12 protein-coding genes are annotated in these 12,677 nt (G+C 71.2%); 4 read left to right on the forward strand and 8 right to left on the reverse strand.

Going from position 1 to position 12,677, the window contains the following annotated elements; all coding sequences use genetic code 11:
* Positions 1-132 precede the first annotated feature (132 nt).
* Positions 133-2,205 (forward strand): NPCBM/NEW2 domain-containing protein, encoded by a 2,073-nt coding sequence (locus tag ACZ4Z4_RS24875; RefSeq protein ID WP_468331213.1) that lies wholly within the window; start codon positions 133-135, stop codon positions 2,203-2,205.
* Positions 2,206-2,338: 133 nt separating this feature from the next.
* Here the strand turns inward: ACZ4Z4_RS24875 and ACZ4Z4_RS24880 are convergent, their stop codons facing one another.
* Together ACZ4Z4_RS24880 and ACZ4Z4_RS24885 are read right to left on the reverse strand one after the other, a co-directional pair.
* Entirely contained in the window at positions 2,339-3,400 is a 1,062-nt protein-coding gene (locus tag ACZ4Z4_RS24880; RefSeq protein WP_468331216.1) for a type II toxin-antitoxin system Phd/YefM family antitoxin, read from the reverse strand.
* Between the two features lie 144 nt (positions 3,401-3,544).
* The gene (locus ACZ4Z4_RS24885; RefSeq protein ID WP_468331218.1) at positions 3,545-4,513 is read right to left on the reverse strand and encodes an ROK family protein; all 969 of its coding nucleotides are present in this window, start codon (positions 4,511-4,513) and stop codon (positions 3,545-3,547) included.
* A 113-nt stretch (positions 4,514-4,626) separates the two neighbouring features.
* On the opposite strand from ACZ4Z4_RS24885, the gene ACZ4Z4_RS24890 reads away from it, so the two are divergent.
* Entirely contained in the window at positions 4,627-5,709 is a 1,083-nt protein-coding gene (locus ACZ4Z4_RS24890; protein ID WP_468331221.1) for a LacI family DNA-binding transcriptional regulator, read from the forward strand.
* Between the two features lie 147 nt (positions 5,710-5,856).
* Positions 5,857-6,411: a cysteine hydrolase family protein gene (locus tag ACZ4Z4_RS24895; protein ID WP_468331224.1), complete on the forward strand. Its 555-nt coding sequence runs from the start codon at positions 5,857-5,859 to the stop codon at positions 6,409-6,411.
* A 24-nt stretch (positions 6,412-6,435) separates the two neighbouring features.
* On the opposite strand, the gene ACZ4Z4_RS24900 is transcribed toward ACZ4Z4_RS24895, so the two are convergent.
* A complete protein-coding gene (locus tag ACZ4Z4_RS24900; protein ID WP_468331227.1) occupies positions 6,436-6,930 on the reverse strand; it encodes a hypothetical protein in 495 nt (164 codons plus the stop codon).
* Between the two features lie 13 nt (positions 6,931-6,943).
* Positions 6,944-8,236 carry a DUF6986 family protein gene (locus tag ACZ4Z4_RS24905; RefSeq protein WP_468331231.1) on the reverse strand — a complete coding sequence of 431 codons (1,293 nt, stop codon included), beginning with the start codon at positions 8,234-8,236 and terminating at the stop codon, positions 6,944-6,946.
* A 243-nt stretch (positions 8,237-8,479) separates the two neighbouring features.
* Between ACZ4Z4_RS24905 and ACZ4Z4_RS24910 the strand changes: the two genes are divergently transcribed.
* Positions 8,480-9,379: an endonuclease/exonuclease/phosphatase family protein gene (locus tag ACZ4Z4_RS24910; protein ID WP_468331234.1), complete on the forward strand. Its 900-nt coding sequence runs from the start codon at positions 8,480-8,482 to the stop codon at positions 9,377-9,379.
* Between the two features lie 58 nt (positions 9,380-9,437).
* On the opposite strand, the gene ACZ4Z4_RS24915 is transcribed toward ACZ4Z4_RS24910, so the two are convergent.
* The 4 genes from ACZ4Z4_RS24915 to ACZ4Z4_RS24930 form a co-directional block, all read right to left on the reverse strand.
* Positions 9,438-10,400 (reverse strand): electron transfer flavoprotein subunit alpha/FixB family protein, encoded by a 963-nt coding sequence (locus tag ACZ4Z4_RS24915; protein WP_468331237.1) that lies wholly within the window; start codon positions 10,398-10,400, stop codon positions 9,438-9,440.
* A gap of 59 nt (positions 10,401-10,459) precedes the next feature.
* Complete coding sequence (locus tag ACZ4Z4_RS24920) at positions 10,460-11,245, reverse strand: electron transfer flavoprotein subunit beta/FixA family protein (protein WP_468331240.1); 786 nt, start codon at positions 11,243-11,245, stop codon at positions 10,460-10,462.
* 232 nt (positions 11,246-11,477) lie between these two features.
* Positions 11,478-11,987, reverse strand: coding sequence for a flavin reductase family protein (locus ACZ4Z4_RS24925; protein ID WP_468331243.1), 510 nt, complete (start codon positions 11,985-11,987; stop codon positions 11,478-11,480).
* A gap of 238 nt (positions 11,988-12,225) precedes the next feature.
* Entirely contained in the window at positions 12,226-12,552 is a 327-nt protein-coding gene (locus ACZ4Z4_RS24930) for a thioredoxin family protein (protein ID WP_468331246.1), read from the reverse strand.
* Between the last annotated feature and the right edge of the window lie 125 nt (positions 12,553-12,677).

The raw sequence follows: 12,677 nt of genomic DNA on the forward strand, positions 1-12,677 counted from the left end.
AACCGGTAACGCTCCCCTTCCAACAGAGTCCAACAGGCCCTACCGTAAGCGCGCGCGGGACACGTGCATGCAACCTCTCCTACCTTCCCCTCCTGTCTTCCTCATCTTCCGCGAGTAAGGAGGAACGTAACGATGCGTCATCTCCCGACCCGCACCACCCGCACCACCCGCCGAAGAGTGGTCGGATCGCTGACCGCCGCCCTGCTGTGCGCCGCCGGGCTCGCAGCGCCCGCCGCGGCGGGTGACACCGCCACCGGGCAGACCTCCACCGGTCAGACCGCCGACGCACCCCGCGTAAAACTCCCCGACGGGCTGGCGTCGACCCCGCCCATGGGCTTCAACAACTGGAACTCCACACATTGCAGAGCCGAGTTCAACGAGTCGATGATCAAAGGGATCGCCGACATATTCGTCGAGAAGGGCTTGAAGGACGCCGGATACGAGTACGTCAATCTCGACGACTGCTGGGCCCTTCCGCAGCGTGACGCGAACGGCAAGCTGGTCCCCGACCCGGTGCGTTTCCCGAACGGGATCAAGGCGGTCGCCGAGTATGTGCACTCCAAGGGGCTCAAGCTCGGCATCTACACCAGCGCGGGCACCAAGACCTGCAACTCCGCGGGCTTTCCCGGCGCGCTCGGCCATGAGCGCAGTGATGCCCAGCAGTTCGCCGACTGGGGCGTCGACTATCTCAAGTACGACAACTGCAACAACCAGGGCGTGGATGCCAAGAAGCGGTACATCGCGATGCGCGACGCGCTGAAGGCCGCCTCCGAGACCACCGGCAGGCCCATCGTCTACAGCATCTGCGAATGGGGCGAGAACAAACCGTGGGAGTGGGCGGCGGACGTCGGCCATCTGTGGCGCACCACGGGTGACATCAGTGACAACTGGGGCTCCATGGTGTCGATCATGAAGCGGAACCTGCCGCTCGCGAAGTACGCCGGCCCGGGCCACTGGAACGACCCCGACATGCTGGAGGTCGGCAACGGCGGCATGACGGACACCGAGTACCGCACGCACTTCTCGATGTGGTCGATCATGGCCGCGCCGCTGCTCATCGGCTCCGACCTGCGCAAGGTGTCCCCCGAGACATTCGAGATCCTCGGCAACGAAGAGGTCATCGCCGTCGACCAGGACCCGCTCGGCAAGCAGGGCGAGGTCGTCTCGTCCGAGGGCGGACGCTGGGTGGTCGCCAAGGAGATGGAGGACGGCAGCCGCGCCGTCGCCCTCTTCAACGAGACCGGCACCGCGCAGTCCGTCTCCACGACGGCGAAGGCGGTCGGGCTCCCCGCTGCGAAGGCGTACAAGCTGCGCGATCTGTGGGAGCACAAGAGCTACAACACCGCGGGCCGCATCGCGGCGACCGTCCCGGCGCACGGCACCGTGCTGCTGCGCGTGTCCGCCGACGGAAAGTGGGCGCACCACCCACCGGCCGCCGAACTCGGCCTCGAAGGCGGCCTGTTCGTGGAGGCCGGCAAGCCCGCCACGGTCACCTCCAAGGTCACCAACCTGGGCCGCACGCCCGCCCGGCGGGTCGCCGTGACGCTCGACGCGGCCTCCGGCTGGACCGTGCGGGCGACCTCACCGAGCACGGCACGCTCGCTGCGGACGGAGAAGACACTCGCCACGACCTGGACGGTCACCGCGCCCGCGGGCACGAAGCCGGGCTCGTACGACGTGGCCCTCAAGGCCACCTACCGCTCGCCGCACGGCGCGCGGGCCGAGAAGGTGCTGCCGCTCACGGCCCAGGTCGTCGTCGCGCCCCCGGCGGGCGCCTCCCTGCTGGGCGATCTGCCGTGGCTGTCGGCGACCAACGGCTGGGGGCCCGTGGAGCGCAACACCAGCAACGGCGACAGGGGCCTCGGAGACGGCAGGCCGATCACCATCGGCGGGAAGGTGTACGCGAAGGGCCTCGGCGTGCACGCGGAGAGCGCCGTCGAGTACTACGCCGGAGGCGCCTGCGAGAAGGTCACCGCGCAGGTCGGCGTCGACGACGAGACGATGGTGAAGGGCACGATCGCCTTCGAGATCTGGGCGGACGGCGAGAAGGCCGCGTCGACCGGAGTACTCACCAACGCCATGCCCGCACAGGAACTGTCCGCGGATGTGAGCGGCGCCCAGGTGGTCCGCCTCGTCGTCACGGACGGCGGGGACGGGATCGATTCGGACCATGGGGACTGGGGGGACGCGACGTTGAGTTGCTGAGGTGGTGAGGTGCTGAGTTGCTGAGGGACTGAGGTGTGGGGAGCGGCGGCGGCTCCGGGGCGGCGACGCACGTGTGGTCGTCCATCGCCGACTCCACCACCGACAACGACGAACTGTCCGGCCCGCCCCTGGTTCAGCGGCGGGCCGGGCGGGCGCAGCGCACGTTCCCGGAAGTGATCGCGTCCCGGGGCAGGACGAGGCCGAAGGCCCGTTCCAGGCCTTCGAAGAAGAGCGCGATCTTGTCCGTCCAGTTGCCTGCCTTCTCCGCGATGCGGAGGTGCAGGTTGAGGAAGGACAGCGGCGCTTCCGGGGCGAACGGCGCCTCCCCCGGGGTGTACCAGATGAGTTCGTACATGTCCCGCTGGCCTTCGGCGTCGTCTTCGACGGGGAACGGGTTCTGGTACACCCCGTCCTCGAAGTAATCGAAGGAGTAGATGCCCTTGGCCATGGTGGCGCGAACGGTGATCTGCTGCTCGGGTGGCGGGTCGAGGGAGCGCGAGAAGGCATCGTCGAAGTCGTGGTAGCCCAGCCACGTCCAGCCGTTCTCCTCACCGAAGGCCAGCACGCGGGTGAGGTCGTCGGTGCCCTCCCGTGCGTCTTGCTCCTCGACCTGGTGGAGCAGCAGCCCGTCGGCGATGTCCTGCGCGTCGGCCCCGTAGGCCAGGGCGACGTCCTCGGCGGTCACTTCCCTGATGAACTCGAGCACCGTGAAGGGCTGTTGGTCGCGCCAACTGTCGGCGATCCACGCCACGCCGTCACCCGCCGTGCCCTGGCGGGCGAGGAAATCCTCGAACGCGGCCACCTGCTTCGGGGGCATGTAGCCCTGGCGGGCCGTGGCCGCCCTGCCCTCCAGCCAGTCGAGCTCCGCCACGGACCTCAGTTCGGCTACGACCACCCGGTCCCGGACGAAGGTCATCCGCCCTCCGTCGGCATGCACGTAGCGGATGTAGGGGCCCTGCGGGTCCGGGCCGAAGGGCTGCCCCTGCCCCGATCCCGACCCGGACCTGGGCCGGAATCGCCCTCCCTCGCCGGCCCGTTGGGAAAAGTGTTCCAGCTCGGCGAGTTCCGCCGCCGGCAGGAGCACACTCGTCGGCTCGCCGCCGTCGACGACACACACCCTCTCGCCGGTCTCCTCGACACGACCGACGAGGCCCGCCAAGTCCGCTATGGCGTCGCTCAGTTCAACGTTTTCCATACGGGGGGACATTACTGGTGGCGGTGCGGGGGCCGGGGTCGGGGGCGGGACCGCTCCCGTGGGCTGAGCGGCGCCCATGCCGACCGCTTCAGCGAGCGCGACAGTGACAGGCCCTAACAGTGACGCCCCGGGTACCGGCTCCCGTCAGCCCCCCACCGCGGACCGCAGGTCCACAGCCGCGCTCGGTGCCCCGTCGAGCGCGGCCGCCGCCGCTCCGACCAGGCCCGCGTCCGTGCCCGTCAGGGCGGGGGCGACGGTCAGGCGGCGTACGAAGGAGAGCGTGGCGTACTCCCGCAGGGCGCGGCGCAGCGGTGTGAAGAGGACGTCGCCCGCCTTCGCCACTCCCCCGCCGATCACCGCGATGTCGATCTCGACGAGCGTGGCCGTGGCGGCGATCCCGGCGGCCAGCGCCTGGGCGGCCCGTTCGAAGGAGGCGAGTGCGACCGGGTCCCCGGCGCGGGCGGCCGCCGCCACCGCGGCCGCCGAGGCGTCGCCGTCGGCGCCCGGGCGCCAGCCGTTCGCCACGGCACGGCGCGCGATGTTCGGGCCGCTCGCTATGCGCTCGACGCAGCCGCGCGCCCCGCACGGGCAGGGGTCGCCGTCGAGGTCGACGCTGATGTGGCCGATGTGGCCCGCGTTCCCGGTGGGGCCCGGGTGCAGCTTGCCGCCGAGGACGAGGCCGCCGCCGACGCCCGTGGACACCACCATGCACAGCGCGTTGTCGTGGCCTCGGGCGGCGCCCTGCCAGTGCTCGGCCGCGGTCATCGCCACCCCGTCGCCGACCAGGACGACGGGAAGGCCACCGGTGAGCGCGCGGACGCGGTCGACCAGCGGATAGCCGCGCCAGCCCGGGACGTTGACGGGGCTGACCGTGCCCGCCGACGCGTCGACGGGGCCCGCGCTGCCGATGCCGACGGCCGCCGCCCGGCCCCACAGCTCCCCGCCGGTCAGCTCGGCGAGGACCGCCTCGACCGCCCGCATCACCGTCTCGCCGTCCTCACGCGCGGGCGTCGGCCGCTGCGCGCGCAGGAGAATCCGGCCGCGCCCGTCCACCAGGGCTCCGGCGATCTTGGTGCCGCCGATGTCGAGTGCGGCGACGAGGTCCATGTGCATCTGTGTCGGGTCTCCTGGTGTATCGGCAGGCCGGAGAGTGCGAAGGTCAGTCTCCCCCGGATCTGACAACGTTGTCCAGGCCCTATGCTCGTCGCCGTACGCTCAATCGCCCCATGCTCGACGACTCCGTGGACGACAGGACAGGACTGCGCACCGTGGCCGAGACCGCCGCTCGACGACCCGAGAACCGTTACGGCAACCGGCCGACCATGAAAGACGTGGCGGCGCGCGCGGGAGTCGGCCTGAAGACGGTCTCGCGCGTGGTCAACGGCGAGCCGGGCGTCACGCCCGACACCGAGCGGCGCGTCCAGGAGGCCATCGAGGCCCTGGGCTTCCGGCGCAACGACAGCGCGCGCGTGCTGCGCAAGGGCCGCACCGCCAGCATCGGCCTCGTCCTGGAGGACCTCGCCGACCCCTTCTACGGCCCGCTGAGCCGCGCCGTCGAGGAGGTCGCGCGGGCGCACGGCGCGCTGCTGATCAACGGGTCGAGCGCCGAGGACCCGGACCGCGAGCAGGAGCTGGTGCTCGCCCTGTGCGCGCGGCGGGTCGACGGGCTCGTGGTGATCCCGGCCGGTGACGACCACCGCTATCTGGAGCCGGAGATCGCCGCGGGGGTGGCCACCGTCTTCGTCGACCGGCCCGCCGGGAGGATCGACGCCGACGTGGTGCTCTCCGACAGCTTCGGCGGCGCGCGCGACGGCGTCGCGCACCTCATCGCCCATGGTCACCGCCGTATCGGCTTCATCGGTGACCAGCCGCGCATCCACACCGCGATAGAGCGGCTGCGCGGCTACCGCGCGGCGATGGAGGACGCGGACATCCCCGTCGACGAGGCGTGGGTGTCGCTGGGCGTCACCGATCCGGAGCGGGTCAGGACGGCCGCCGAGACGATGCTCAGCGGCCCCGAGCCGGTCACGGCGGTCTTCGCGGGCAACAACCGGGTGACGGTGACCGTCGTCCGCGTCCTGGCCGCCCTCGACCGGCCCGTGGCCCTGGTCGGTTTCGACGACATCGAGCTCGCGGATCTGCTGAGCCCGGGGGTGACGGTCGTGGCGCAGGACGCGGCCCAGCTGGGCAGGACGGCGGCGGAGCGGCTGTTCCGGCAGCTCGACGGCGTGTCTCAGGCGCCGGAGCGGATCGAGCTGCCGACGCGTCTCATCACGCGCGGATCGGGTGAGCTGCCGCCCGCCGGCTGACTCGACCTGCTCCAGCGGCTCGGGCGGCTTCATCAGTTCCACCAGGTCCGTCGGCCCCACCGCCCCCATCGGCTCCAGCGGCTCGAACCAGCTCGGCCGGGCGGGTGGGCTCGACTGAGTCGGCCGACTCGGGGAAGGGAGCCTGTCATGACCACCGCATTGCTTGTCGGCGACATCCAGCATGGCATCGTGAACGGCTATCCGTTCGCCAGACGTGTCGTGCCACCGCTCACCGAGCTGATACCCCGCGCCCGCGCGGCCGGCGTCCTCGTCGTGTTCGTGCACTTCGCCGTCCGGGACAACGGCTCCGACCTGCCGCCGGACAACGAACTCTTCAGGACGTTCCACGAGGCCGGGGACACCTTCCACGAGGGGTCGGCCGGGACCGGGATCGCCCTGCCGGTCGAGGACGAGGACGTCGTCGTACTCAAACGCCGCGCCAGCGCGTTCGCCGGCACGGACCTCGAACTCGTGCTCCGCGCGCGCGGCGTCAGCACGCTCGCGGTCGCCGGCGTCGCGACCAGCGCGATGGTGGCCGCGACGTGCTACGACGCGGCGGACCGCGACTACCGCGTGACCGTACTGCGGGACGGGTGCGCCGACGGCGATGTGGCGGTGCACGACTTCTTCATGGACTCCGTCTTCCCCAGCCGGGGATTCGAGGTCGTGCCCTGCGCCGCCTGGCCCGGAGAGCGGCTCTGACGGCGGGGCGGCCGCGGCCGGGACTCACGGCCAGAAGGCGACGGCGAGAGCGATCAGCGTGCCGAGGGCCAGCACTCCGCCGACGGCTCCGAGGACGAGGGCGCCCCGCTGACCCGCGGGCCGGAGCTCCGTCCAGCCGAGCTCCCCGGCCGCGCCGCGGATCAGACGGTGGCCGTCGGCGGACGAGAACGACGTCCGCTCACTGCCGTCCAGTGAGCGGCTCCACGTCCGACAGCGGCTCCGGCCGATCTCCACTTTGCTCTGCGGCACTCCGAACGGGCCGCGCTCGTCGGTGCGGACGATGTCCGTGATGGTGAAGGTCTGCTCGCGCGGACGCAGTTCGACGCGGTAGGTGTGCACCTGTGTGACGCGTCGGCTCACCTGCGGGACGTCGACGATCAGGTCGAACCCGCGCTGCGTCCGCCGCAGCCGGTACGGGGTGCCGGCTGCGGCTGCGATGGCGGCTTCCACGCGGGCGTACAGCGCTCCGCCGCCACCCGGGCCGGAGGTTTCGTTCATCGGCCGATCCTACTTATTTGCCGGACCCCGTCAGGTCGCCGCGGCGCGGGCCCGCGAAGCCCTGGAGGCGGGCCAGGGTGAGGCCGGTGAGCCGGGTGACCTCGCCCGCGTCGAGGGCGCCGCAGTCGAGGCCGCGCAGCAGGTAGCCGGCGAGGGCCTTGGCGGTGGCGGGCTCGTCGGCCACGCCGCCGCCCTCGTGGTGACCGGCGTAGGCAGCGAGGCGCGCGGCGGCCGACTCGAAGCCCTCGCGGTAGAACGCGAACACCGCGGCGTAGCGCGTGGGGATGTGGCCGGGGTGCATGTCCCAGCCCTGGTAGTAGGCACGGGCCAGGGCGCGCCGGGTGAGGCCGTAGTGCAGCCGCCAGGCGTCGTGGACCTTCTCGGTGGAGCCGACGGGCAGGACGTTGGTCGAGCCGTCGGAGACCCGGACCCCGGTGCCCGCGGCGGCGACCTGCATGACGGCCTTGGCGTGGTCGGCCGCCGGGTGGTCGCTCGCCTGGTAGGCGGCGCTCACGCCGAGGCAGGCGCTGTAGTCGAAGGTGCCGTAGTGCAGCCCCGTCGCGCGGCCCTCGGCGGCCTGGATCATGCGGGCGACGGCGGCGGTGCCGTCGGTGGCGAGGATGGACTGGCTGGTCTCGATCTGGATCTCGAAGCCGATGCGGCCCCGCTCCAGGCCGCGCGCCTTCTCGAACTCCTCCAGGAGGCGCACCATCGCGGTGACCTGCTCGGGGTAGGTCACCTTGGGCAGGGTGAGGACGAGGCCGTCGGGCAGGCCGCCCGCCTCCATGAGGCCGGAGAGGAAGACGTCGAGGGTGCGGATGCCGCGGTCGCGTACCGCCTCCTCCATGCACTTCATGCGGATGCCCATGTACGGGGCGGCGGTGCCGTTCTTGTACGCGTCGGCGATCAGGCGGGCGGCGCGGGCGGCGTCCTGGTCCTCGTCGGCGCCCTTGTAGCCGTCCTCGAAGTCGACGCGGAGGTCTTCAATCGGCTCGCGCTCCAGTTTGGTGCGTACGCGCGTGTAGACCGCGTCGGCCAGGTCGTCGCCGAGGCCGAGGACGGCGGCGAAGGACGCGGCGTCCGGGGCGTGCTTGTCCAGCATCTCCAGGGCCTTGTCGCCCCAGGTGCGGATGGTGTCGGCGGCGAACTGCTGACCGGGGACGTACACGGTGTGGACGGGCTGGCGGGTGCCGGGGTCGCCGGGGTAGCGGCGGTCGAGCTCCGCGTCCACCGGGGCGAGGGAAGCGCTGATGCCTTCGCTGACCGCGCCGGCGAGGCTCGTCGCCACCTTCTCTTGCTGACCCATTCCTGCATCCTCCACACGCTCGGTGCCGCGCCCGACATTTCCGCTTCACGGAATCAACAATCCGTATAGCGAAGTTATCCGTGACCTTCGTGCTGGTCAACACCTTCCCGTGTCCTGCATCCGTAGCGGACCGGGCCCGTTGACGCGTGTCCCGGGCCCTTCCGGGCGCCGACGCGGCCAGTCTGTGGCCCACATCCTCCCGCGCGGCCCGCCGACCGCGCGGGCCGAACGCAAGGAGCCTGCGTGGCCATCGACTCCCCCTTCACGCGCCGTTCCGTCCTGCGGACCGCGCTCGCCGCCGCCGTGGCGGTCCCGCTCTCCGGCACGGCACTGTCCGGCGGCCCGGCCCACGCCCGCGAAGCACCCCAAGCGCGCCTGAGGGTCATGTCGTACAACGTCCGCTTCGCGAGCAGACGACCACCGCACACCTGGGTCGAGCGCCGCCCGGTCATGCGGGAGATGCTTCGGCGCGCCCAGCCGCACGTCATCGGCACCCAGGAGGGCCTGTACTACCAGTTGCAGGACATCGAGACGGATCTCGGCGCGCGCTACGACTGGGTCGGTACGGGGGTCGGGGGCGGCAGCCGCGACGAGTTCATGGCCGTCTTCTACGACAACCGCCGGCTGTTCCCGCTCGAATACGAACACTTCTGGCTCTCGGACACCCCTTACACGATCGCTTCGAACACCTGGGGGGCCAACTCGCCCCGCATGGCCTCGTGGGTACGCTTCCTCGACCTGGTCACGGACACCGAGCTGTACGTCCTCAACACGCACTTCGACCACGTCAGCCAGAACGCACGCGAGCGTTCGGCGAAGCTGTTGGTCGAGCGCATCGCCCTGATGAAGGCGGCCACGCCCCTCATCGTGATGGGCGACTTCAACGCGACGGCGCACAACAGCTCCGTCTACACGACGATGCTGGGCGCCGGTCTCGTCGACACCTGGGACGTCGCCAAGCGACGCGGTCCCGCGTACGGCACGTTCGGCGGTTACAAGCCGCCCGTCGTGGGCGGCGGCCGCATCGACTGGATCCTGACGAGGCCGACGGCGAAGGTGCACGCGGCGTGGGTGAACACCTTCTCGCGCGGCGGGCGGTACCCGAGCGACCACTGGGCCGTCCAGGCCACGATGACGCTGTGACGCGGCGAGGCCCCCGCTCCGCTGTGCGCGGGGCGGGGGCCTCGTACCGACAGCGGGCTCAGCCCTTGCGGGACTTGACCTCTTCGGTGAGCTGCGGGACGACCTCGAAGAGGTCGCCGACCACACCGTAGTCGACGAGGTCGAAGATCGGGGCCTCGGCGTCCTTGTTGATGGCCACGATGGTCTTCGAGGTCTGCATGCCGGCGCGGTGCTGGATCGCGCCGGAGATGCCGGACGCGATGTACAGCTGCGGGGAGACCGACTTGCCGGTCTGGCCGACCTGGTTGGAGTGCGGGTACCAGCCTGCGTCGACCGCGGCGCGCGAGGCGCCCACGGCGGCACCGAGCGAGTCGGCCAGGTCCTCGATGATCGAGAAGTTCTCGGCGCCGTTGACGCCGCGGCCGCCGGAGACCACGATCGCGGCCTCGGTCAGCTCGGGGCGGCCCGTCGACTCGCGCGGCGTGCGCGCGACGACCTTGGTGCCGGTGGCCTTCTCGGAGAAGGAGACCGTGAGGGCCTCGACGGCGCCCGCGGCCGGGGCGGCCTCCACGGCGGCCGAGTTCGGCTTGACCGTGATGACCGGGGTGCCCTGCGAGACCCGGGACTTCGTGGTGTACGAGGCGGCGAACACGGACTGCGTGGCCACCGGGCCCTCGTCGCCGGCCTCCAGGTCGACGGCGTCCGTGATGATGCCGGACTTGATGCGGACCGCGAGGCGGCCCGCGATCTCCTTGGCCTCGGCGGACGACGGGAAGAGCACGGCGGCCGGGGACACGGCCTCGTACGCGGCCTGGAGCGCGTCCACCTTCGGTACGACGAGGTAGTCGGCGAACTCGGGGGCGTCGGCGGTGAGGACCTTCACCGCGCCGTGCTCGGCGAGCGTGGCGGCGGTGGCCTCGGCGCCGGCGCCCAGCGCGACGGCGACGGGCTCGCCGACGCGGCGGGCCAGGGTCAGCAGCTCGAGGGTGGGCTTGCGGACGGCGCCGTCCACGTGGTCGACGTAGACGAGAACTTCAGCCATGGGACTTCAATCTCCTGCGGTTACGAAGAAGTTGGGGCGGTTGAGGGGATGACTGAAGCTCAGATGAACTTCTGGCCGGCGAGGAACTCGGCCAGCTGCTTGCCGCCCTCGCCCTCGTCCTTGACGATCGTGCCGGCCGTGCGGGCCGGACGCTCGGCGGCGGAGTCGACCTTGGTCCAGGCACCCTCGAGGCCGACCTCTTCGGCGTCGATGTCCAGGTCGTCCAGGTCGAGCGACTCCACGGGCTTCTTCTTGGCGGCCATGATGCCCTTGAAGGACGGGTAGCGGGCCTCACCCGACTGGTCCGTCACGGACACGACGGCCGGCAGGGACGCCTCCAGCTGCTCCGAGGCGGCGTCGCCGTCACGGCGGCCCTTGACGGTGCCGTCCTCGACGGAGACCTCGGAGAGCAGCGTGACCTGCGGGACGCCCAGGCGCTCGGCGAGGATCGCCGGGAGCACGCCCATGACGCCGTCGGTCGACGCCATGCCGCAGATGACCAGGTCGTAGCCGGTCTTCTCGATGGCCTTGGCGAGCACCAGCGAGGTGCCCATCACGTCGGTGCCGTGCAGGTCGTCGTCCTCGACGTGGACGGCCTTGTCGGCGCCCATGGAGAGCGCCTTGCGGAGCGCGTCCTTGGCGTCCTCGGGGCCGACGGTCAGCACGGTGATCTCCGCGTCGTCCGCCTCGTCGGCGATCTGGAGCGCCTGCTCGACCGCGTACTCGTCGAGCTCCGACAGCAGGCCGTCGACGTCGTCGCGGTCGACGGTCAGGTCATCGGCGAAGTGCCGGTCGCCGGTGGCGTCGGGCACGTACTTCACACAGACAACGATCCTCAAGCTCACGCCGGCTCTCCTACTGCATCGTCTTTATTGGGCTGCTGCCTCGGCTTATGGCTACTGCCTTCTTGCAGGCAGCATAGGCGCCTGAAGCGGCGGATCCCGGTCGGGGCGGCCCGCGCTCCGAACGAAATATTACTCATGAGTACACCCAGTTCATTCCCACTGAGCAAGCGCTTTGAACTGTGACCTTCCCAACGCTCCGTAATCATCCGGAGCACCCGCCCGGCGGGAACTCTCAGTCGCGCAGAGCGTTGAAGCGCCCCTGGTGGTACAGGAGCGGGCGCCCCTCGTCCTCGCGGTCGCCGACGACGGCCTCCGCGAGGACGATCCGGTGGTCGCCCGCGGGCACGCGCGCGGCGATCCGGCACACCAGCCAGGCGAGCACGCCGTCGAGCAGGGGCACGCCCTCCGGCCCCTCGCGCCAAACGGTGGGCTCGCCGAAGCGGTCGGCGCCGCTCCGCGCGAACGTGGCGGCGAGCTCCTGCTGCCGCTCGGCGAGTATGTGGACGCCGACGTGCGTGGCTTCGGAGAGCGCGGGCCAGCAGGAGGAGCCGGTGCCGATGCCGAACGAGAGCATCGGGGGCGCCACGGAGACCGAGGCGAGCGAGGTGGCGGTGAAGCCGACGGGGCTTGAGCCGTGCGTGGCGGTGATCACGGCGACGCCCGCGGCGTGCTGCCGGAAGACCGAGCGCAGCAGCTCGGGCGTGGCGAGCCGGGGAGTGGTGAGGGCTGACGATGCCGTCATGGAGTTGTCCTTCTGCCGGGGGTTGCCGGAGGTGCGAGCGGAGGCGTCGTTGCTCAGCACTGCGGACAGCGCGCGCTGGCGTGGCGGCCGAGGTCCACGTGGACGCGCCCGTACAGAAGGAGATCCCGGAGCATGTAGGCAGGCTCGCGATAGATGCCGCGTGCAGTCAAGTCCGTTCCGCGATGTGAAAGAAGCGTCACGCTCCCGGGCCGCCCCTCGCGACCTGCGGCGCAGCCGGTCACACGGCCTCACCCAGAGCGGCGATCACATCGGCCTTGCGGGGCTGCCCGGCGGCCCGGCGCACCACCTGTCCCGCCGCGTCCAGGACGAGCACGGTGGGGGTCCTGAGGACGTGCAGCTCCCGTACGAGATCGAGCCGCGCCTCGGCGTCGATCTCCACGTGGGCCACGCCGGGGACCAGCTCCGCCACGTCCGCGAGGACCCTGCGGGTCGCCCGGCAGGGCTGGCAGAAGGCGCTGGAGAACTGCACGAGCGTGGCCCGCTCCCCCAGCCGCTCGCCGATGTCCGCCGTGCCGAGCGCTCGCCCGGTCCCGCCTGTCCGCACGTCTGCCTCCACCCCGGCGCGCTGTGCCGCACACCTGTTCCGAATCGTTCTGGGGTACAGCGTCCGCCGCCCCCGGATGATTCCTACGTGACGAGAATCTCCCGGATTGAAGGCACCAAGGCTGG

It is taken from the genome of Streptomyces sp. NPDC030245 (genome assembly GCF_055572995.1).

What these genes read in the sequence shown, in the direction of transcription:
- ACZ4Z4_RS24875 (WP_468331213.1), top strand. Translation starts at nt 133, where the DNA reads ATGCGTCATCTCCCGACCCGCACCACCCGCACCACCCGCCGAAGAGTG.
- ACZ4Z4_RS24880 (WP_468331216.1), bottom strand. Translation starts at nt 3,400, where the DNA reads ATGGAAAACGTTGAACTGAGCGACGCCATAGCGGACTTGGCGGGCCTC.
- ACZ4Z4_RS24885 (WP_468331218.1), bottom strand. Translation starts at nt 4,513, where the DNA reads ATGCACATGGACCTCGTCGCCGCACTCGACATCGGCGGCACCAAGATC.
- ACZ4Z4_RS24890 (WP_468331221.1), top strand. Translation starts at nt 4,627, where the DNA reads ATGCTCGACGACTCCGTGGACGACAGGACAGGACTGCGCACCGTGGCC.
- ACZ4Z4_RS24895 (WP_468331224.1), top strand. Translation starts at nt 5,857, where the DNA reads ATGACCACCGCATTGCTTGTCGGCGACATCCAGCATGGCATCGTGAAC.
- ACZ4Z4_RS24900 (WP_468331227.1), bottom strand. Translation starts at nt 6,930, where the DNA reads ATGAACGAAACCTCCGGCCCGGGTGGCGGCGGAGCGCTGTACGCCCGC.
- ACZ4Z4_RS24905 (WP_468331231.1), bottom strand. Translation starts at nt 8,236, where the DNA reads ATGGGTCAGCAAGAGAAGGTGGCGACGAGCCTCGCCGGCGCGGTCAGC.
- ACZ4Z4_RS24915 (WP_468331237.1), bottom strand. Translation starts at nt 10,400, where the DNA reads ATGGCTGAAGTTCTCGTCTACGTCGACCACGTGGACGGCGCCGTCCGC.
- ACZ4Z4_RS24925 (WP_468331243.1), bottom strand. Translation starts at nt 11,987, where the DNA reads ATGACGGCATCGTCAGCCCTCACCACTCCCCGGCTCGCCACGCCCGAG.